Origin of the sequence: Rhizobium sp. WW22 (assembly GCF_047041135.1) — a bacterium.
In the GTDB taxonomy this organism is placed as follows: Bacteria; Pseudomonadota; Alphaproteobacteria; order Rhizobiales; family Rhizobiaceae; genus Rhizobium.
This window is the reverse complement of sequence record NZ_CP178198.1, coordinates 2,952,562-2,971,859: the sequence shown is the minus strand read 5'-3', so window position 1 is coordinate 2,971,859 and position 19,298 is coordinate 2,952,562. Positions and strand designations below refer to the sequence as shown.

21 protein-coding genes are annotated in these 19,298 nt (G+C 60.1%); 11 read left to right on the top strand and 10 right to left on the bottom strand.

From position 1 onward, the window contains the following. Positions 1 to 15: 15 nt before the first annotated feature. Positions 16 to 693: a septation protein A gene (locus ACK83U_RS14610; RefSeq protein WP_412474652.1), complete on the top strand. Its 678-nt coding sequence runs from the start codon at positions 16 to 18 to the stop codon at positions 691 to 693. Beyond that, positions 690 to 1,280: a DUF2585 domain-containing protein gene (locus ACK83U_RS14605; RefSeq protein ID WP_112399477.1), complete on the top strand. Its 591-nt coding sequence runs from the start codon at positions 690 to 692 to the stop codon at positions 1,278 to 1,280. Before ACK83U_RS14610 ends, ACK83U_RS14605 begins: the two co-directional genes overlap by 4 nt. 4 nt (positions 1,281 to 1,284) lie before the next feature. On the opposite strand, the gene ACK83U_RS14600 is transcribed toward ACK83U_RS14605, so the two are convergent. The 5 genes from ACK83U_RS14600 to ccmA all read right to left on the bottom strand — a co-directional run bounded on the left by ACK83U_RS14600 (position 1,285) and on the right by ccmA (position 4,555). Then, complete coding sequence (locus ACK83U_RS14600; RefSeq protein ID WP_112607885.1) at positions 1,285 to 1,890, bottom strand: DsbE family thiol:disulfide interchange protein; 606 nt, start codon at positions 1,888 to 1,890, stop codon at positions 1,285 to 1,287. Then, positions 1,887 to 2,060, bottom strand: coding sequence for a heme exporter protein CcmD (ccmD, locus tag ACK83U_RS14595; protein ID WP_112607883.1), 174 nt, complete (start codon positions 2,058 to 2,060; stop codon positions 1,887 to 1,889). Before ccmD ends, ACK83U_RS14600 begins: the two co-directional genes overlap by 4 nt. A gap of 1 nt (position 2,061) precedes the next feature. Continuing rightward, positions 2,062 to 2,820, bottom strand: coding sequence for a heme ABC transporter permease (locus tag ACK83U_RS14590; RefSeq protein WP_112607881.1), 759 nt, complete (start codon positions 2,818 to 2,820; stop codon positions 2,062 to 2,064). A 180-nt stretch (positions 2,821 to 3,000) separates the two neighbouring features. Next, the gene (gene ccmB / locus ACK83U_RS14585) at positions 3,001 to 3,660 is read right to left on the bottom strand and encodes a heme exporter protein CcmB (protein WP_112607879.1); all 660 of its coding nucleotides are present in this window, start codon (positions 3,658 to 3,660) and stop codon (positions 3,001 to 3,003) included. 247 nt (positions 3,661 to 3,907) lie between these two features. Beyond that, the gene (gene ccmA, locus ACK83U_RS14580) at positions 3,908 to 4,555 is read right to left on the bottom strand and encodes a heme ABC exporter ATP-binding protein CcmA (protein ID WP_112607877.1); all 648 of its coding nucleotides are present in this window, start codon (positions 4,553 to 4,555) and stop codon (positions 3,908 to 3,910) included. 263 nt (positions 4,556 to 4,818) lie between these two features. Here ccmA and acnA point away from each other — a divergent pair, with 263 nt between their 5' ends. The 3 genes from acnA to ACK83U_RS14565 all read left to right on the top strand — a co-directional run bounded on the left by acnA (position 4,819) and on the right by ACK83U_RS14565 (position 9,288). Continuing rightward, positions 4,819 to 7,509 carry an aconitate hydratase AcnA gene (gene acnA, locus ACK83U_RS14575; RefSeq protein WP_112607875.1) on the top strand — a complete coding sequence of 897 codons (2,691 nt, stop codon included), beginning with the start codon at positions 4,819 to 4,821 and terminating at the stop codon, positions 7,507 to 7,509. A 258-nt stretch (positions 7,510 to 7,767) separates the two neighbouring features. Next, positions 7,768 to 8,511: a DUF1223 domain-containing protein gene (locus ACK83U_RS14570; protein ID WP_112336325.1), complete on the top strand. Its 744-nt coding sequence runs from the start codon at positions 7,768 to 7,770 to the stop codon at positions 8,509 to 8,511. Positions 8,512 to 8,886: 375 nt separating this feature from the next. Continuing rightward, the gene (locus tag ACK83U_RS14565; RefSeq protein ID WP_112336326.1) at positions 8,887 to 9,288 is read left to right on the top strand and encodes a DUF2794 domain-containing protein; all 402 of its coding nucleotides are present in this window, start codon (positions 8,887 to 8,889) and stop codon (positions 9,286 to 9,288) included. A gap of 55 nt (positions 9,289 to 9,343) precedes the next feature. On the opposite strand, the gene ACK83U_RS14560 is transcribed toward ACK83U_RS14565, so the two are convergent. The 4 genes from ACK83U_RS14560 to ACK83U_RS14545 all read right to left on the bottom strand — a co-directional run bounded on the left by ACK83U_RS14560 (position 9,344) and on the right by ACK83U_RS14545 (position 14,213). Continuing rightward, entirely contained in the window at positions 9,344 to 9,901 is a 558-nt protein-coding gene (locus ACK83U_RS14560) for a GNAT family N-acetyltransferase (RefSeq protein ID WP_112607873.1), read from the bottom strand. 119 nt (positions 9,902 to 10,020) lie between these two features. Continuing rightward, positions 10,021 to 10,761, bottom strand: a complete 741-nt coding sequence (locus ACK83U_RS14555; protein WP_075853634.1) for a Bax inhibitor-1/YccA family protein — start codon at positions 10,759 to 10,761, stop codon at positions 10,021 to 10,023. A 195-nt stretch (positions 10,762 to 10,956) separates the two neighbouring features. Next, positions 10,957 to 13,506 (bottom strand): ABC transporter permease, encoded by a 2,550-nt coding sequence (locus tag ACK83U_RS14550; protein WP_112607871.1) that lies wholly within the window; start codon positions 13,504 to 13,506, stop codon positions 10,957 to 10,959. After that, entirely contained in the window at positions 13,503 to 14,213 is a 711-nt protein-coding gene (locus ACK83U_RS14545; protein WP_112607869.1) for an ABC transporter ATP-binding protein, read from the bottom strand. Before ACK83U_RS14545 ends, ACK83U_RS14550 begins: the two co-directional genes overlap by 4 nt. Before the next feature lie 82 nt (positions 14,214 to 14,295). Between ACK83U_RS14545 and ACK83U_RS14540 the strand changes: the two genes are divergently transcribed. Beyond that, the gene (locus tag ACK83U_RS14540; protein ID WP_112607867.1) at positions 14,296 to 14,946 is read left to right on the top strand and encodes an arylesterase; all 651 of its coding nucleotides are present in this window, start codon (positions 14,296 to 14,298) and stop codon (positions 14,944 to 14,946) included. Positions 14,947 to 15,014: 68 nt separating this feature from the next. Next, positions 15,015 to 15,611 carry an RNA 2',3'-cyclic phosphodiesterase gene (thpR, locus tag ACK83U_RS14535; RefSeq protein WP_015341452.1) on the top strand — a complete coding sequence of 199 codons (597 nt, stop codon included), beginning with the start codon at positions 15,015 to 15,017 and terminating at the stop codon, positions 15,609 to 15,611. On the opposite strand, the gene ACK83U_RS14530 is transcribed toward thpR, so the two are convergent. Beyond that, positions 15,542 to 16,024 carry a low molecular weight protein-tyrosine-phosphatase gene (locus tag ACK83U_RS14530; RefSeq protein WP_112607865.1) on the bottom strand — a complete coding sequence of 161 codons (483 nt, stop codon included), beginning with the start codon at positions 16,022 to 16,024 and terminating at the stop codon, positions 15,542 to 15,544. The two genes, thpR and ACK83U_RS14530, sit on opposite strands and share 70 nt — an antisense overlap. Positions 16,025 to 16,114: 90 nt before the next feature. Here ACK83U_RS14530 and ACK83U_RS14525 point away from each other — a divergent pair, with 90 nt between their 5' ends. The 4 genes from ACK83U_RS14525 (at position 16,115) to rlmN (ending at position 19,296) form a co-directional block, all read left to right on the top strand. Beyond that, positions 16,115 to 16,420, top strand: a complete 306-nt coding sequence (locus tag ACK83U_RS14525) for a 4a-hydroxytetrahydrobiopterin dehydratase (RefSeq protein ID WP_112607863.1) — start codon at positions 16,115 to 16,117, stop codon at positions 16,418 to 16,420. A 66-nt stretch (positions 16,421 to 16,486) separates the two neighbouring features. Further along, on the top strand, positions 16,487 to 16,876 hold the full coding sequence (locus tag ACK83U_RS14520) for a YkvA family protein (protein ID WP_112336333.1): 390 nt from the start codon (positions 16,487 to 16,489) through the stop codon (positions 16,874 to 16,876). 333 nt (positions 16,877 to 17,209) lie between these two features. Next, complete coding sequence (locus ACK83U_RS14515; RefSeq protein ID WP_112336334.1) at positions 17,210 to 17,773, top strand: invasion associated locus B family protein; 564 nt, start codon at positions 17,210 to 17,212, stop codon at positions 17,771 to 17,773. Between the two features lie 287 nt (positions 17,774 to 18,060). Next, positions 18,061 to 19,296: a 23S rRNA (adenine(2503)-C(2))-methyltransferase RlmN gene (rlmN, locus tag ACK83U_RS14510; protein WP_112607861.1), complete on the top strand. Its 1,236-nt coding sequence runs from the start codon at positions 18,061 to 18,063 to the stop codon at positions 19,294 to 19,296. Positions 19,297 to 19,298 lie beyond the last annotated feature (2 nt).

Here is a 19,298-nt window from a genome sequence, read left to right as displayed (position 1 = left end):
AGGGAAAGTGCCGCAATGACGACCAGCGACAGCGATCTCACCCCAAGTGCTGCCGACAAACACCACCCCATGCTGAAGCTGGTGCTGGAACTCGGGCCTTTGCTGGTGTTCTTCTTCGGCAATCTGCGTGGCGACTGGCTGGTGCAGCATTTCCCACAGCTCGCAGCGCTCGGCGGCCCGCTTTTCGTCGCCACCGGCCTGTTCATGGCGGCAACGTTGATCTCGCTCATCGTTTCGAAGGTCATGCTCGGCCATCTGCCGCTCATGCCCTTCGTCTCCGGCATCGTGGTGCTGATCTTCGGCGCGCTCGGCATTTACCTGCAGAACGAAACCTTCATCAAAATGAAGCCGACCATCGTCAATGCGCTGTTCGGCGTCGCGCTGCTCGGCGGTCTTGCCTTCGGCAAGTCGCTGCTCGGCTATGTCTTCAATGCCGCCTTTCAGCTGGATGCCGAGGGCTGGCGCAAGTTGACGCTGCGCTGGGGCATTTTCTTCTTCGTTCTCGCCGTGCTTAACGAAGTCGTCTGGCGTGGTTCGAACTGGCTCTACCTGCCCGACACCAAGGCGGCGGATAATCTCTGGGTGAACTTCAAGGTCTGGGGAACGATGCCGCTCACCATCCTCTTCACTCTGTCGCAGATGCCGCTGATCATGAAGCACACGATCGAACAACCGGCGGAAAACGGTAAATGAGCGAAGCCATCGACGCCCAAAGCCGCTATCGGCAACAGAGCTTCTGGTTCATCGCGTGCGCCGTCGTTCTGCTCGTGCAGATCGTCACCGAATATATGATGGGCCGCGTGCCGATCTGCACCTGCGGCTACGTCAAGCTTTTCGAGCCGGTGGTGAAATCCAGCGGCAATTCACAGCACATCGCCGACTGGTATACGCCGTCGCACATCATCCACGGCTTCCTTTTCTTCGGGCTCACGCATCTGATCATGCGCGGCAAACCGCTGTCGATGCGGCTCTTCGTTGCCATGCTGATCGAATCCGGCTGGGAAATCCTGGAGAATTCCCCGATCATCATCAACCGATATCGCGCCGCGACGATCTCGCTCGATTATGTCGGCGACAGCATTCTCAATTCGTCGATGGATGCCGTGTTCATGGTCGTCGGCTTCCTGTTTGCCTGGCGTGCGCCGGTCTTGGTAACAGTCGTCATTGCCATCTTCTTTGAACTGCTTACGGGCTATCTGATCCGCGATAATCTCACGCTGAACGTGTTGATGCTGGTGTGGCCGGTCGAGGCGATCAAGACGTGGCAGAGTGCGCTTTAAGCAATCAGGATTTGCCAGTTGCCTTCGCTATCGCCGGATCGAGCCCTTCCTTCAGGCTGGTTGGCGTGAAGGGGCCGACCTGTTTGTAGAGGATCGTGCCGTCGGGCGAGACGAGATAGGATTCGGGGATGCCGTAGACGCCCCAGTCGATGGCGGCCGAGCCGCTCGGGTCGATGCCGATGGCGTTGTAGGGATTGCCGAGCTCGCCGAGGAAGCGCAGCGCATTCTCGCTCGTATCCTTATAATTGATCGCGACGATATTGAGCCGGCCGTCCTTGGCGAGTTCCTTCAGCACAGGATGCTCGTCACGACAGGGAATGCACCATGAGGCGAAGACGTTGACGAGGGTCAGCTTGCCCTTGATGGCGTCATCGGTCAGTGCCGGCAGGTTGGAGCCGTCGAGCGGCGCCAGCGCTAATTTCGGCGCCTTGGTGCCGATCAGGGCCGAGGGAATGGCCGATATATCGGTGCCGTGCACTTCCTGGTCATACATGACCTTGCCGACGGCAAATGCGATGCAGGCAAAGACGATCAGTGGAATGAGCGCCAGCACATAGCGCGCGGTGCCGCTGGATTTCGGCTGATCCTTGTTATCGGCATCCGTGGTCATTTCGTCTCGTTTTCCGATGGGCGCTGCGAGCGGCGGCGGATGCCGGAGGCTTCCAATGCGGCAAGTTCGCGGCGGCGCAGGCGTCCGTCGATCCAGATCCAGGCGATGATGGCGAGGATCATGAAGGCGGCAAAGCCATAGGAGCCGAAGACGTAGAAGGGATGCGACATTCTAGTCCTCCCGGCTTGCCATACGCGCGGCCATACGGCGCTGCGTCGCGATGCGGCGGCGCCAGATCTCGTTGCGAATCGCCATCAGGTGCAGCGTGAAGAACAGCAGCGTGAAGGCGAGCGCCATCGTGAAGAGCGGCCAGAGGAATTCCGCATCGATGGCCGGGCCATCCATGCGCATGATGCTTTCCGACTGATGCAGCGTGTTCCACCAGTCCACGGAGAACTTGATGATCGGGATATTGATGAAGCCGACCAGCGTCAGGATCGAGGCGACGCGAGCGGCCTTCGACGGATCGTCCATGGCGCGGTTGAGCGCAATCAAGCCGAGATACATCAGGAAAAGGATGAAGACCGAGGTCAGACGCGCATCCCAGACCCAATAGGTGCCCCACATCGGCTTGCCCCAGAGCGAGCCGGTGACCAGCGCGATCAGGGTGAAGGCGGCGCCGAGCGGGGCGGCCGTCTTGCCGGCGACATCGGCCAGCGGATGGCGCCAGACCAGCGTGCCGATCGCCGACATGCTCATGATCGTGTAGCACATCATCGACAGCCAGGCGGACGGAACGTGGATGTACATGATGCGGACGGTGTCGCCTTGCTGGTAGTCCCCCTCAGTGGAGAAGGACAGGTAGAGTCCGATCGCTAGGAGTATGGCTGTAATCGTCGCCAGCCAGGGAATGAGACGCGCCGACAACGCCAGAAACCGCGTGGGGTTGGCGAGGTCGGAAAAACGGCTGATCGCAGTGATATCGCTCATGCGGCTTGTTTAACCCGATATGGCTTTTCCGGCAATCGACCGCATCGCCTCAGATGGGCGAAACAATATCTCCATCAGAGCCTTTCCGCTTTTCTTCGAAACGCGAAAACGCTCTATCCTTTTGTATTTACACAATTCCGGACGGAAAACCGCTTCACACTTTTCCTGGAATTGCTCTGATCAATCCGTCGTGTTCCGCAAGGCAAGGGCGGCGGCCACCGGCCCGAGGACTGCGAAGAACAGGGTCAGCGCGATCAGGATCAGAAACGGCGGCAGGAAGGGCTGTGGTCCTTCGACGGCGGCATAGGTGGCGCTGACGCCGAAGATCAGCACGGGAATGGTGAGCGGCAGCACCAGAATGGAGACCAGCAACCCGCCGCGCGGCAGCGCCACGGCGACGGCGGCACCGACCGCGCCGATGAAGGTGAGCGCCGGCGAGCCAACGAGCAACGTCAAGGCCGTCGTCGCGATCGCGGTCTCGTTCATATTCATAAAGAGGCCGAGCAGCGGCGAGGCGATGACAAGCGGCAGGCCGGTCGCCACCCAATGGGCCGCGCATTTGATGAAGACCGTCAGCACCAGCGGCGTTTCCTGCATGACGAGCAGATCGAGCGAGCCATCGTCGCGTTCGGCCTGGAACAGTCGGTCGAGGCCGAGGAGGCTTGCGAGCAACGCGCCGATCCAGACGATGGCAGGGCCGATGCGCGAGAGAAGTTTGAGATCGGGGCCGACGGCGAAAGGGATGATGGCGACGACGGTCAGGAAGAACAGGATACCGATCAACGCCCCGCCGCCGGCGCGCACCGAAAGTCTGAGGTCGCGGAAGAAGAGGGCTGTCATGGGGAGATCCTGCCGTAACGAGAGATACCCCCCTCTGTCACTATCGTGACATCTCCCCCACAGGGGGGAAGATTGGTAACTGGCGGCGCGCGTAAGCCCCCATCAAACATCGAATCCGTAGAGACAGAGCTCAACGGCCTTGCAAGCAGGTGAGGCGAACTCCCAACAATCTCCCCCCTTGTGGGGGAGATGTCACGAAGTGACAGAGGGGGGTGTCGCAATCTCAGCAGGGGAAGGAGTATCTGCATCACCCCCACACCCCCTCACTTGCCCCGGCAAACCCCGTCATCCGCATCTCCTGTACGTTCTCCAAGCCCAGCGGCTGGTGCGTTGCCGCAAGAACGATGCCGCCGCTTTTTTGATGCGTGGTGATCAGATCAGCAAAAAGCCGGTCGGCGGAGCTGTCGAGCGCTGCCGTCGGTTCGTCGAGGATCCAGATAGGGCGGTAGGCGACCAGAAGTTTGGCGAAAGCGATTCGCCGCTGCTGGCCGGCGGAGAGATAGCCGAAGGGCAGATGCGTGATGCCGGCAAGCCCGACGGCATCGGCCGCTTGATCGACATTCAGACCGGAGCCGCCCGGCATATCGGCGAGGAAGGTTTTCCAGAAGATCAGATTTTCGGCCACGGTCAGCTCAGATTTCATTGCATTGCGGTGGCCGAGATAGTGGCTGGCTTCACCGGCCGGACGGCCCGATTTGCCGTCATTTCCGGAGAATGTGACAGTGCCTTTTTCCGGTCTGAGAAGGCCCGCCACAACGCGCAGCAGCGTCGATTTTCCCGACCCGTTGCGGCCGGTCAAAACGAGTGCGTCTCCACTCGCCAAGTTGAAGGAAACATTCAAGAAAATCAGGTCTTCACCCCGCCTCGCAGCCAGTTTTTCAGCGCTTAGATGCATTCGCTCGGGCTTTCCCTATTTTCTTTATCGCAACGCGCAAAAAATTGTCGAAATTTGCGCTTTGTCACTCTGGCAAGTCTTTACGAAATTATCTATAAGACCTGCAACCACGCCAGCGGTCGGCGTGAATTTCATCCTTGCGCCGAACATAAGGTTTTCTGCCTTACGTGCGGACAGCGGAAATGGCCGTACCCGCATCCTGATGTGCATAAAGTGCATAGGCGTTCGCACGACTGTGTTGGCTATCAGAAACGGGGTATCTCGTGTCTAAATCTCTTGACAGTTTCAATTGTCGTTCCACGCTGACCGTGGGCGGGAAAGACTATGTCTATTTCAGCCTGCCCAAGGCTGAGGCCAATGGTCTGCCCGGCGTTTCCAAGCTGCCTTACTCCATGAAGGTGCTTCTGGAAAACCTGCTGCGTTTTGAAGACGGGCAGTCAGTCACGAAGGAACATATCCTTGCCGTCGCCGAATGGCTGACCAACAAGGGCACCGTCGAGAACGAAATCGCCTATCGCCCGGCGCGCGTGCTGATGCAGGACTTCACCGGCGTTCCGGCCGTCGTCGACCTTGCCGCCATGCGCGACGCCATGGTCTCCCTCGGCGGCGATCCGGAAAAGATCAATCCGCTCGTGCCCGTCGACCTCGTCATCGACCACTCCGTCATCGTCGACGAATTCGGCACGCCGCAGGCTTTTGCCAAGAACGTCGAGCTGGAATACCAGCGCAACGGCGAGCGCTACCGCTTCCTGAAGTGGGGCCAGCAGGCATTCAAGAATTTCCGCGTCGTTCCCCCCGGCACCGGCATCTGTCACCAGGTGAACCTCGAATATCTCGGCCAGACCGTCTGGACGAAGGAAGAGGACGGCGAAACGATCGCCTATCCCGACACCTGCGTCGGCACCGATTCGCACACGACCATGATCAACGGCCTCGGCGTTCTTGGCTGGGGTGTCGGCGGTATCGAAGCTGAAGCTGCCATGCTCGGCCAGCCGGTCTCCATGCTGCTTCCTGAGGTCATCGGCTTCAGGCTGACCGGCAAGCTCAAGGAAGGCGTCACCGCGACCGACCTCGTTCTGACCGTCGTGCAGATGCTGCGCAAGAAGGGCGTCGTTTCCAAGTTCGTCGAATTCTTCGGCCCCGGCCTCGACAACATGCCGCTCGCTGACCGTGCCACCATCGGCAACATGGGTCCGGAATACGGCGCGACCTGCGGCTTCTTCCCGGTCGACAAGGAAACGCTGAACTATCTCAACATGTCCGGCCGCGCCAAGGACCGTATCGCGCTCGTCGAAGCCTATTCCAAGGCTCAAGGCATGTGGCGTGACAATGACGGTTCCGACCTCGTCTTCACCGACACGCTGGAACTCGACCTTAACGACGTCGTTCCGTCGATGGCCGGCCCGAAGCGTCCGGAAGGCCGTATCGCGCTGGAAAACATCGCTTCCGGCTTCGCGACCTCGCTCGAAACCGAATACAAGAAGCCCGGCCAGCTCTCCAACCGCTATGCGGTCGAAGGCACGGATTTCGACATCGGCCATGGCGACGTTGCAATTGCCGCCATCACCTCCTGCACCAACACCTCCAACCCGTCGGTGCTGATCGCCGCCGGCCTTCTCGCCCGCAACGCCGTCGCCAAGGGCCTGAAGACCAAGCCGTGGGTCAAGACCTCGCTCGCACCGGGATCTCAGGTTGTCGGCGAATATCTTGCCAAGTCCGGCCTGCAGGCCGATCTCGACAAGCTCGGCTTCAACCTGGTCGGCTTCGGCTGCACCACCTGCATCGGCAATTCCGGCCCGCTGCCGGCGCCGATCTCGAAGACGATCAACGATAAGGGCCTGATCGTATCGGGCGTCCTCTCCGGCAACCGCAACTTCGAAGGCCGCATCTCGCCCGACGTCCAGGCGAACTATCTCGCTTCGCCGCCGCTCGTCGTCGCCTACGCGCTCGCCGGCTCGGTGCAGCTCGACCTGACGAAGGAGCCGATCGGCGAAGACCAGAACGGCAAGCCGGTGTTCCTCAAGGACATCTGGCCGACCTCGCAGGAAGTACAGGAATTCATCCTGAAATACGTCACCCGCGAGCTCTACGAGACCAAGTATGCGGACGTCTTCAAGGGCGATGCCAACTGGCAGGCCGTGCAGGTTCCTCCGGGCCAGACCTATGCCTGGGACGACAACTCGACCTATGTGCAGAACCCACCCTACTTCGTAGGCATGGGCAAGAAGGGCGCCGGCATTTCCGACATCAAGGGCGCTCGCGTTCTCGGCCTTTTCGGCGACAAGATCACCACCGACCACATTTCGCCGGCCGGTTCGATCAAGGCTGCCTCGCCGGCCGGCTCCTACCTCATCGGCCATGGCGTCGGCGTCGCCGACTTCAACCAGTACGGCACGCGCCGCGGCAATCATGAAGTCATGATGCGCGGCACTTTCGCCAACATCCGCATCCGCAACCACATGCTCGGCCCGAACGGCAAGGAAGGTGGCTACACCATCCATTATCCGTCCAAGGAAGAGACGTCGATCTACGATGCGGCCATGCAGTACAAGGCCGAGGGTGTTCCGCTCGTCATCTTCGCAGGTGTCGAATATGGCAACGGCTCGTCGCGCGACTGGGCTGCCAAGGGCACGAACCTGCTCGGCGTGCGCGCCGTGATCGCACAGTCCTTCGAGCGCATCCACCGCTCGAACCTCGTCGGCATGGGCGTCATCCCCTTCGTCTTCGAGGAAGGCACCACCTGGGCAAGCCTCGGCCTGAAGGGCGATGAACTGGTCACGATCGAAGGCCTGGAAAACATCAAGCCGCGCGAGCGCAAGATCGCCAAGATCACCTATGGCGACGGCTCCGTGAAGGATGTTCCGATCATCTGCCGCATCGATACGCTGGATGAGGTCATCTACGTCAACAATGGCGGCATCCTGCAGACGGTTCTGCGCGATCTCGCCGCCTGATAGGCATTCAACACTGTTATGGGAGGCCGCCGGAAAACTCTTCCGGCGGCCTCTTGTTTTTCACGGTGATGTGTACGGTGAGACTTCCGCTCACTCCGGCCTCACCCCATCGTGACTTTGCGTCAGCGCGTTAAACTATTATCTCTTGTTTCAGATTTTTCGGGCTTGATGTGGCCTGGTCGCCCCAAGAAGCGCGAGTTTTGCAGAGCCCGTGTAGGCAGACGGCGCTCGAGATTGGATGCAGAGGTAGAGATAGAAATGCGCCTTCGATTTTTGGTTCCACTTCTGGCAGGCATCGCGCTGGCAAGTTCGCTGCATGCGCAGGAGGCTCCGAAGATCAAGGGCGTCGTCGAACTCTTCACTTCGCAGGGCTGCGCGTCCTGTCCCCCCGCCGACGCGGCCTTTCGCAAGCTGATCCGCCAGGGCAATGTCGTGGCGCTTGCTTACCATGTCGACTATTGGAACTACCTCGGCTGGAACGACACCATGGCGTCCAAGGACAATACGGCGCGCCAGTATGCCTATGCCCGGACGATGGGCCGCAGCGGGGTTTATACGCCACAGGCGATCGTCAATGGCAGGGACCATATGAACGGTGCCGATCTCAGTGGCATCAACGTCAAGCTCGACGAGTTTGAGCGCCTTGGCGAGGGCCTGATGGTTCCGGTCAGTGCCGCCATGAAGGGCGACGAGCTGGAGATCAAGATCGGAGCCGGGCAGGGCAAGGCCAATGTGGTTGCCGTCTATTTCGACAAGGAGCAGATGGTGGCGCCGAAGGGCGGCGAAAATACCGGCCAGCAGATTGCCTATATGCATGCCGTCTCCGATGTCGAAACGGTGGGCATGTGGGACGGCAAGGCTATGAGCCTAGTGCTGCCCTCTACCGTGCTCGATAAAGCCGGCCGGCGAGGCCTCGCGATTCTGCTGCAGGCATCGACGCCTGCGGGCGATCCGGCCGCCATCCTAGGGGCGACTGTCTTGACTGTGGGCTCGGACGGCTGAGCGGTTTTTTCTGGAGCCCTTCATTCGGCTTGGGCCGAAAAGGCTCCATATTTGGGCTGACGGCCGAAAGATCCCTATTTTGCGTGACGCCAAAAAGGGCCCTATTTTGGCTGGCGCCGAAAAGGGGAGGTGCCCGGCGAGGACGCATTCGGGGCTGGGGTTTAATCGATGCGCCCCGGCCGGGCCGTTTGACGCGGCGGCGCCAAACGGTTCCCTATACTTCCTGTAAATTGGGCGTCGTTTTGGCTGAAATGCGGCGCTGACGAGGTGCTTTCACAGCTGGGAAAGAAATTGTGAGCCGCCAGCCGTCTTGCAATTTGATGCGGCTGAGGCAAACTGTCATTCTCCTGTCATGAGATAGCCCCTGGGGGATTGATGACTGATCAGCCGGATTTGAGACACGGTGAAAGCCGTTCCGTCGATACCAATTCATCCGTCGTCGTTGATCTCAGAGAATACAAACAGAGCAAGGACCCGCTGCCGGTGACGTTTCATCGCCGGGAGCTGGATGCGATTCTCTGGATCTATGGCCGCATGGTCGGCGAGGGCGAGTGGCGCGACTACGCCATCGACCATTTAAAGGACAAAGCGGTTTTCTCCGTCTTCAAGCGCTCCGGCGAGATGCCGCTCTTCCGCATCGAAAAGAATCCGAAGCTCTCGGCCAAGCAGGGCGCCTTTTCCGTCGTCAATACCAGCGGCATGATCCTGAAACGTGGTCATGACCTGAATCAAGTGCTGAAGGTTTTCGACAAGCAGCTGAAGCTGGTGGAGAAGTAGTTTCTGCGCATTTCGGCAGAGTGTTGGGCTGTACTGCAGACTGGCAGGTCAGATACTATCCCCCAAACAACGTCCCCGGATAAACCGACGGATCCGGATCGGTTTCCGCGCCGTGTCCGAGCGCCTTCTGCATCAGCATCGTATCCAGCCACCGGCCATGCTTGTAGCCGGTGCCTTTCAACAGGCCGGTTTCGGTGAAGCCTGCGGCGCGGTGTACGGCGACGGAGGCGGGATGGGCGCCGCCGATGACGGCGATCATCTGGCGGAAGCCAAGCGTTTGGCAGCTTTCGACGAGCGCATCGAGCAGCAACCGGCCGATGCCGCGCCCTCGGGCCTCCGGCGCCAGATAGATCGAATCTTCCACCAGCCAGCGATAGGCCGGCCGCGTGCGGAAGGATGAGGCATAAGCATAGCCGAGGAACGCGCCGGCATCGTCTTCAGCAACGAGATAGGGATAACCCTTGTCACGGATCGCCTCGAACCTGGCCGTCATTTCCTCCTGGCCCGGCGGTGTGATTTCGTAGCTTGCCGTGCCGTTCAGGACGGAATCTCTGTAGATGGCGGTGATATGGGGAAGGTCGTCTGAGGTTGCACTGCGGAGGCTGACGGACATTGCTTCTATTGCCTGATCTGCGGATTTGTGACGGCAGTTATCAAATCGCAGGGCGCGTGCCCAAGCAAACAAAAAAGGCGGCCGAAGCCGCCTTTTCGTATCTCATTCATGCCTTGCGATTAACGGCGGTTGCCCATGAATTGCAGCAGGAACATGAACAGGTTGATGAAGTCGAGGTAGAGCGACAGGGCACCCATGATCGCCTTGCGGCCAGCCACCGTCGCATCATCGGCGGTGTAGTACATTTCCTTGATCCGCTGCGTATCGTAAGCGGTGAGGCCTGCGAAGATCAGGACGCCGATCACGGAGATGGCGAACTGCAGGGCTGACGAAGCCAGGAAGATGTTGACGAGCGTCGCGATGATCAGGCCAAAGAGGCCCATCATCAGGAACGAGCCCATCGCCGACAGGTCACGCTTAGTCGTGTAGCCGTAGAGCGACAGCGCGCCGAAGGAGGCGGCGGTCACGAAGAAGGTCTGCACGACGCTCTGGCCGGTGTAGATGATGAAGATCGACGACAGCGACAGGCCCACCAGCGCGGCGTAGACCCAGAAGGTCGTCGTCGCGGCGGCCACACTCATGCGGTTGATCCTGAAGCTCAGGAAGAAGACCATTGCCAGCGGGGCGAGAATGACCACCCACTTCAGCGGGCTCAGATAGATCGCCTGGCCGAAAGCCGTGATCTGTCCGTTTGCGAAAGCGAGCGAGAAGGAGAGATAGGCGGCAACACCCGTGATCGCCAGACCCAGCGCCATCAGGTTATAGACCTTGAGCATGTAGGCTCGAAGGCCCTCGTCTATCATCGCACCGGATTGCGCACCGCTCTGCGCCCGGTTTTGGTAATTGCGAAAGTCAGCCATGTTTTCCTCTTTCAAGCTCCGATTTGATTACGGTGTCGGGTCTTTCAAGGCCCAGGCGCCGCTGCGGAGCTCAGCATGCCTGCATAGAATATGAGGCTTTCGGGCCTTGTAGACAAGGGTCTAGCGGTCGGCCCCATGTTAAATCGGCGTAATATCGTACCGATTCATCGCGTTCGGTTAATGCGCAAAGACGAATCAGAGTTCGCGCAGAACGGGCGCTGCTTTCTGCCCGAGAATCCGCCAAGTACCGATCAGGCCGATACCGACCGTCAAAATCAGGGCGATAATCAGCGTGGAGAGGGCAACGTCGGGCAGGAAGGCCGAGGGCAGGTGCATGATGCGGCTGACGATATACCAGGCGGAGGCAGCCCCCGCGATCAAGGCGAAGACGGCGGTTGCCGCGCCCAGGATCAGGTATTCGTAGCTGAAGGCACGGATCAATGTTGCGCGCGTTGCGCCGAGCGTCTTGAGGATGACGGCATCGTGCGTGCGGGCGCGGTTGCCGGCAGCGAGCGCACCGGCCAGCACCAGCACGGACGCGATGAGCGCGACAGATGCGGCGGAACGAATGGCCGTCGCGAGTTGTCCCACAAGCGTGTTGACGACATCGAGAGCATCCTTGACGCGGACGCTTGTGATAGTCGGGTAGGTATTCGTGACTTTCCTCAGGATAGCTGCTTCCTGTTCGGAGGTGGCTGATGTGTCTGTCAGGGTGGCGAGCCAGGCGTGCGGGGCGCCTCTGAAGGTGTTGGGCGAGAAGATCATCACGAAATTGATCGACAGCGACTGCCATTGAATCTTGCGGAAACTGGCGATCTTGGCGGTGATGTTGCGGCCGAGCACGTTGACGGTGACCTTGTCGCCGAGCTTCAGGCCGAGCGCCTTGCCTTCCTCTTCGGAGAAGGAAACCAACGGCTCGCCGCCATAGTCCTTGTCCCACCATTTGCCTTCGGTGACCGAGGCATTTTCCGGCACCGTATCGGCATAGGTGATGCCGCGGTCGCCGCGCAGGACCCATTGGCCTGCTGCCGGCACCTTCATCTTGGTGACATCCTCGCCGTTGAAGGCGACGATCCGGCCGCGCAGCATCGGCGCCTCGACGAGCTTGCCCTTGGGGTCGATGTCGAGCACGATCTTGCGAAAGCCTTCCAGCTCCGGCCCCTGAATGTCGACGAAGAAGAAATTCGGCGCCTGCTCGCTCATGCGGCCCATGAGCTCACGGCGCATATTGCCGTCGATCAGCGTCAGGGTCACCAACAGCGCCAGCCCAAGGCCGAGCGATAGCACGACGGAGGAGGTGAGCGCGCCTGGTCGGTGGATATTACCGATCGCCAGGCGCAGTGCGGGCGAGCGCACGCGCGGGCTGCGGCGGGCAAGCCAGGAAAGCACGGCGGCAACGGCGCGCAGCACTACGAAGGCGGCGGCAATCGAAACGACGAAGACGATCGCGATGAAGCGATCATAGGCGGTGACGATCGCCAAGGCAGCAAGTGCTGCCATCAGCACACCGGCGGCGAGCAGATAGGGCCAGCCGGGCAGGCGGCGCGCTTCGAATCCCTGCTCGCGAAACAGCGCCGTTGCCGGTACCTCGCGGGCATGGCCGAGCGGCGGAATGGCGAAAGCAAGCGTCGTCAGCAGGCCGAAGACGGCAGCGAGCGTCAGCGCGCCGGGATAAAGCCGCGGGGCGGTGGAAATCGGCAGGAATTCCGCCATGAATTGCGACGCAATCATCGGCGCGATGGCGCCGAGGACGAGGCCAATTGCTATGCCGGCAAGCGCAATGACGGCGATCTGAATGAGATAGATCAGCACAACGACGAAGGCCGGCGCGCCCAGGCATTTGAACGTGGCGATGGTCGTGCGCTTCGAATCGAGGAAAGCGCGTACGGCATTGGCTACGCCGACGCCGCCGACGATGAGCGCCGCCAAGCCGACCAGCGTCAGGAATTGCGAGAAACGCGTGACATTGTCGGCGAGCTGGGGAGCAGCGCGATCACTGCTGCGGATCGACCAGCCGGCTTGCGGGAAGGCTGCATTGGCGCGGTCAGTGAGATTGCGGATGCCGGCTGCGGGGTTGTCCATGCGGATCTTGTAGGATTGCTCGACCAGACTGCCCGTGGTGATCAGGCCGGAAGCAATCAGGGCGTCGCGGCTGGTGAGCAGACGTGGCGCGAAGCCGAAGCCTTCGGAGACGGCGTCCGGTTCATTGGCGATGGTGCCGGTGATGCGCAGCCTGGTGTTGCCGAGCAGCAGATCGCCGCCGACCTTGAGGTTCAGCCGTTCAAGCAGCAGCGGCGCCACGACGGCGCCATAGGCACCGTCCTTGGCGGCAAGCAGCGTCGACAACGGCTGATCGGGATCGGCCTGGAAGGTGCCGTAGAGCGGATAGGCGTCGTCGACGGCCTTCACCTCGACCAGCGCCTGGTCGGAGCCATCGGGCAGCCTTGCCATGGAGCGCAGGCCGGTGGAGCGCGAAACTTTGCCTAAGCTTTGAAGATAGGTGAATTCTTCCGGCGTCGCCTCGCGATTGCGCAGTTCAAAACGAGCGTCGCCTGATAGCAGCGATTGTCCCTGCGTCGAAATCGCGTCGGTGATCGAACGGGAAACGGAATTGACCGCAGCGATCGCGCCGGTGCCGAGGGCGATGCAGGCGAGGAAGATGTAGAAGCCGCCAAGGCCGCCGCGCAATTCGCGCATGGCAAGGCGGAAGGCGAGGGGCAGGCGCAGTCCCGCCGTCGCGCTCATGCAATGGCTGCCTGGTTGGTGCGCGTGCGCATGCTGTCGTTCTCGATTTCGCCGGAACGGACGCGGATCTGCCGCGAGCAGCGAGCGGCAAGGGCTGGATCATGGGTGACGAGCAGCATGGTCGTGCCGCGCTCGGCCTGCTGGGCGAAGAGCAGGTCGGCGATCTGCCGGCCGGTATCGGTATCGAGATTGCCCGTCGGTTCGTCGGCGATCAGGACGGCGGGCGAAGGCGCCAGCGCGCGGGCGATGGCGACACGCTGCTGTTCACCGCCGGAGAGCTGGCCGGGATAGTGCGTGAGTCTCTCGCCCAAACCTACCGCCTCCAGCTCGCGTCGGGCGATATCGAATGCATCGCGGACGTTAGCAAGTTCCAGCGGCACGGCGACATTTTCCAGCGCTGTCATATTGGCGATCAGGTGGAAGGATTGGAAAACGATGCCGATGTTGCGACCGCGGAAATCTGCGATCCGATCTTCGCTCAGGCTATGCAGTGGCGTGTCGCGGATCAGAAGTTCGCCGCTGTCGAGCTTTTCGAGGCCGGCCAGCACCATCAGCAGAGTGGACTTGCCGGAACCGGACGGGCCGACGATGCCCACCGATTCACCCTCCATGATGGTGAGGTCAATGCCCTTCAGCACATGGACTGATGCGGCGGCATTGCCGAGCGTCAAATCCGCCTTCTTCAGCTCGATGATGGTTTTTGCCAATGCGAACGCCCTATATATCAGAGAACATCAGAGACAATGGCGGGCGCGATTTGGCCCGAGCAGCGAATTTAGGGAATGAATCATGGGTTTTAAAGTTGCCGCGCTTCACTTCGCTGTCATCACTTTCGGTCTTTTGTTTGGCGCGGTTCATTCTGCCAATGCACGGACGATCCAGTTGGTCGGCTTCGGTGACAGCCTGATGGCGGGCTATCAGCTGCCGCCGGGCGACGGCTTTCCCGCGAAGCTTGAGGCGGCGCTGAAGGCCAAAGGGCTCGATATCGCCGTCGCCGATGCCGGCGTTTCGGGCGATACGACCTCAGGCGGCCTCTCGCGCATCGACTGGTCGGTGCCCGATGGCACTGATGGTGTGATCCTGGAGCTTGGCGCCAACGACGCACTGCGCGGCATTCCGCCGGAACAGACGGAAAAGAACCTCGAGACGATGATCGAGCGATTGAAGGGCAGGAATATCCCGATCTTCTTGGTCGGTATGCTGGCGCCGCCGAACATGGGTGGCGACTACGCTGATAAATTCAACCCGATCTACAAGCGGCTGGCCGACAAATACCAGCTTTCGCTCTATCCGTTCTTCCTCGATGGCGTTGCCACCCATGCGGATTTGCAGCTGTCGGACGGGATGCATCCGAACCCCAAGGGGGTCGATGTGATGGTCGAGCATATGTTGCCTGATGTTATGAGTTTTGTAGGGATGATTGACGCAGGTGCGAAATAGATGCTTGCACCGACTGCAAATGCGTGATTCCCTACCTGTACCTGCAAGAGATTCGGGGAGTGCTCGTCATGCCGAGACTTTTTACCGCCCTCGAAATTCCGCGCAATGCGGCCATGAGCCTGTCATTGTTGCGCGGTGGTCTCCCGGGAGCCAGGTGGATCGACGTTGAAAATTATCATATCACCTTGCGCTTCATCGGCGATGTCGATGGCCGCACGGCGGATGAGATCGTCGACCGGCTGGACCGGATAGATCGACCTGAATTCCAGCTTCGGCTGGAGGGCATCGGTTCCTTCGGCTCCAAAAAACCGCATTCGGTTTGGGCCGGGGTCTCGCAGACACCGGATATGTTCGCGCTGCAAGGCGAGATCGAGCGCATCTGCCAGCGGATCGGCCTGCAGCCGGATCCACGCAAGTTCACGCCGCATGTGACGCTCGCCAGGCTGAAATCCTCGCGGGTCGACGATGTCGTGCACTATCTCTCCGGCCGCGGCAATTTCTATACCCAGCCCTTCACGGTCGGGCGCTTCGTGCTTCTGTCCTCGCGCGAATCTGTCGGCGGCGGTCCTTATCTCACCGAAGAGATATTCCCACTTCACGAGCCCCGCAGCGCGTTCCCAACTTTGGGCAACAGCGCGCTACAGCCTGCCAAGAGCATGGTGTAGACGACTTCGAAATCTTCGCGGTCGCCGTAGTAGGGATCAGGGATGTCCTTGTTGCTGCCAAGCGTAAGGACATTGAAGAGATGCAGTTTGCCGAGGGAATCGGCGGGCGCTGTCTTGCGCAAGTTCTTCAAATTGTCTTGATCCATTGCCAGGATAAGATCGAACCGGCTGAAATCGGTCGGCTCAATGCGGCGGGCGCGCTGGGCTGAAATATCGATTCCGTGGCCGGCGGCGACCGCAACCGAGCGGCGATCCGGGCGTTCTCCCTGATGCCAGCCGCCGGTACCGGCTGAATCAATCTCGAACTCGCCACCACGCCCGGCCTCATCAGCCAGATGCCTGAATATGCCTTCAGCGAGGGGCGAGCGGCAGATATTGCCCGCGCAGACGAAAAGAACCCTGTGACGATCCATGCTATCGTTCAACCGCTAGAGCTTTTACGCAATTCCAGGAAAACCGCTACGCACAATTCCTGGAATTGCTTTAGAGAGGAGTGACTTGCCATGAAATACGACAAGCTGGACCGGGCGGCAATCGATGAAAATCTTGCGGAGCTCTCCGGCTGGGCGCTTGCGGCCGACGGGCTTTCGATTTCGAAGACCTTCAAGTTTCGCAATTTCGTCGAAGCCTTCGGCTTCATGACGGAAGCAGCCCTTGCTGCGGAAAAATTCAACCATCATCCGGAATGGTTCAACGTCTATTCCCGGGTCGAGGTGAGACTGACGACGCATGACGTCGGCGGCCTGACCGATCATGACGTCAAGCTGGCGAAGGCGATGGAGAAGGTAGCCGCGCGCCGGATCGATTGAATCGCGCCAGGCGATCACCATATGTTTACACGGTCCGGCCGACGGGCCTCGATTGAGGTGAATGGAATGGATGACATCAAGTACGGGGAAATCCTGATGCCTGGTGACGAAGAGACCCAAAAAGAGCAGGAGAAATCGGTGCGCAGAAAATTCTGGCCGACCTTGCGGAAGGCGGCTCGCCATATCCCGTTTTCACGCGATGTCGTGGCCGCATTCTATTGCGCGCTCGACCCGCAGACGCCGACCCGTGTTCGTGGCATATTGCTGGGGGCGCTCGGCTATTTCGTCATGCCCGTCGATATCATTCCCGATTTCTTTGCCGTCATCGGCTATTCCGACGACGTTGCGGTGCTGACGCTCGCGTTCAGCATGATCAGGGGGCATATCCGCCAGGAGCATTATGATGCCGCCGACCGGGCTCTGCAGAACGAGCCTGAGGCCATGAAGACGGCATAATGGCGGCTTTTCCTGACCGGTTCGAATCTTCTCAGTTTTCCAGAGCTTTATGAGGGGGACCTGATTTTAGCGAGGTCAAATTCTTGCCTGAATCTTTCTGTCTTAAATCGAATCTGTTGGGTGGTACTCCACCATCCGGGTTTTCCAATTCCTTCTTGTGCCTTTCAAGCTTCGTGCGATACCTGGGTTGAAATGACACGGAGCCAGTGGCGGGCGGCTCTTCGTTGACGGTTTGGTAACCTGAATAAAGTCAAAATAAGGCAGCTCACGAGCATAGGCGTGCGTCAAACGATTCGCCATGAGCTCTGGACCGCAAGAAATCGGCAGGAAACCATGTTTGTAAAAAGCTTCGCAATCGCCCTCTCGCTCGTTCTGGCCGGAACCGGCATCGCGTCCGCGCAGACCAAGAAGCAGAAGCAGACGCAGCAGGCACCAGCGGCAGCGGCGGCATCGCCGGCAGCTCCGACGCGCATTCAGCAGTTCGACGCCTGGGGCGCTTACTCTTACCAGTCCGCCGGCGGCAAGGTTTGCTACGTTCTTTCCGTGCCGACGGCCAAGGCGCCGGCAACCGGCATCGATCATGGCGACAATTTCTTCATCGTGTCGCAGCGCCCGGGCCAGAACATCTCGTATGAGCCGCAAGCGATGATGGGGTACCCCCTCAAGGACAACTCCAAGGTCAATGTGACCATCGACAACAAGACCTTCGTCATGTTCACCAAGGAGAAGGCCGCGTGGGTTGAAAACGCCGCGCAGGAGCCGGCATTGGTTGCCGCACTGAAGTCCGGACATTCGCTGAAGGTTTCCGCGACCTCGAAGAAGGGTACCGCGACTTCCTACACCTATTCGCTGAAGGGTGTCAGCGCTGCGCTGAAGCAGATCGAAAACTGCAAATAGTTCGAAGGCCGAGAGATCACGCGAATGTGATCTTCCCGTCGCCGTGACCGTAAGGATGAGGCCGGCCATTACTGACCGGCCTTTTGCTTTTGAAGGCTGGTCTCATGCTTTCGAGGTAAAGGGATGACGCGGGCGGAAATTAATGCTAAAGGCCGCGCCAACGATAGGTGTGCGGCAGATAGATTGCCCCGCCACCGCATGAATCTTCAGATTTCCGTGCCTTGCCCGCATCCGCAGCTTGCGTCAGCTTTTGCGGCATCGCCGATGTGAACCGTTGGAATGATCCTATGTCCGCAACCGATGTCATAACCCCCTCCAGGCTCAAGCCGATGCCCGTGTCGCAGCCCGTCGAGCTTGCGCCGAAGCCGTCGCTCATCGGCATGACGCGCGAAGAAATGGCTGCGGCGCTCAAGGAAAAGGGTGTCGCCGACAAGCAGATCAAGATGCGCGTCAGCCAGCTCTGGAACTGGATCTACGTGCGCGGCGTCTCCGATTTCGATGCCATGGCCAATGTGTCGAAGGACATGCGGGAGATGCTGAAGACGCATTTCACCATCGCGCGGCCGGAAATCGTCGAGGAGCAGGTCTCCAATGACGGCACCCGCAAATGGCTGCTGCGCTTTCCGCCGCGCGGGGCAGGGCGTCCCGTCGAGATCGAGGCTGTCTATATTCCGGAGGAAGGTCGCGGCACGCTCTGCATTTCCAGCCAGGTCGGCTGTTCGCTCACCTGTTCCTTCTGTCATACCGGAACGCAGCGCCTGGTGCGCAACCTGACGGCGGAAGAGATCCTGTCGCAGCTGCTTCTGGCGCGCGATCGTCTCGGCGATTTCCCGGACCGCGAAGCGCCGCAAGGCACGATCATGCCGGCCGAGGGCCGTAAGGTCAGCAATATCGTCATGATGGGCATGGGCGAGCCGCTCTATAATTTTGACAGTGTGAAAACGGCGCTGCTGATTGCCTCCGACGGCGATGGCCTGTCGCTCTCCAAACGCCGCATCACGCTTTCGACCTCGGGTGTCGTGCCGGAAATCTATCGCACCGGCGACGAGATCGGCGTCATGCTGGCAATCTCGCTGCATGCCGTACGCGATGACCTGCGCGACATGCTGGTGCCGATCAACAAGAAATATCCGCTGAAAGAGCTGATGGACGCCTGCCGTGCCTATCCCGGTCTGTCGAATGCGCGGCGCATCACCTTCGAATATGTGATGCTGAAGGGCGTCAACGACAGCCTCGAGGATGCCAAGGGGTTGATCCAGCTCCTGAAGGGCATTCCGGCCAAGATCAATTTGATCCCGTTCAACCCCTGGCCGGGCACGAATTATCAGTGTTCCGATTGGGAGCAGATCGAAAAGTTCGCCGACTTCATCAATTCGGCCGGCTATGCCTCGCCGATCCGCACGCCGCGGGGCCGGGACATTCTCGCCGCCTGCGGTCAGCTGAAGTCGGAATCCGAGCGCATGCGCAAGACCGAGCGGCTCGCCTTCGAGGCCATGATGATCGCCAATCACGGCGAGGATTGAGA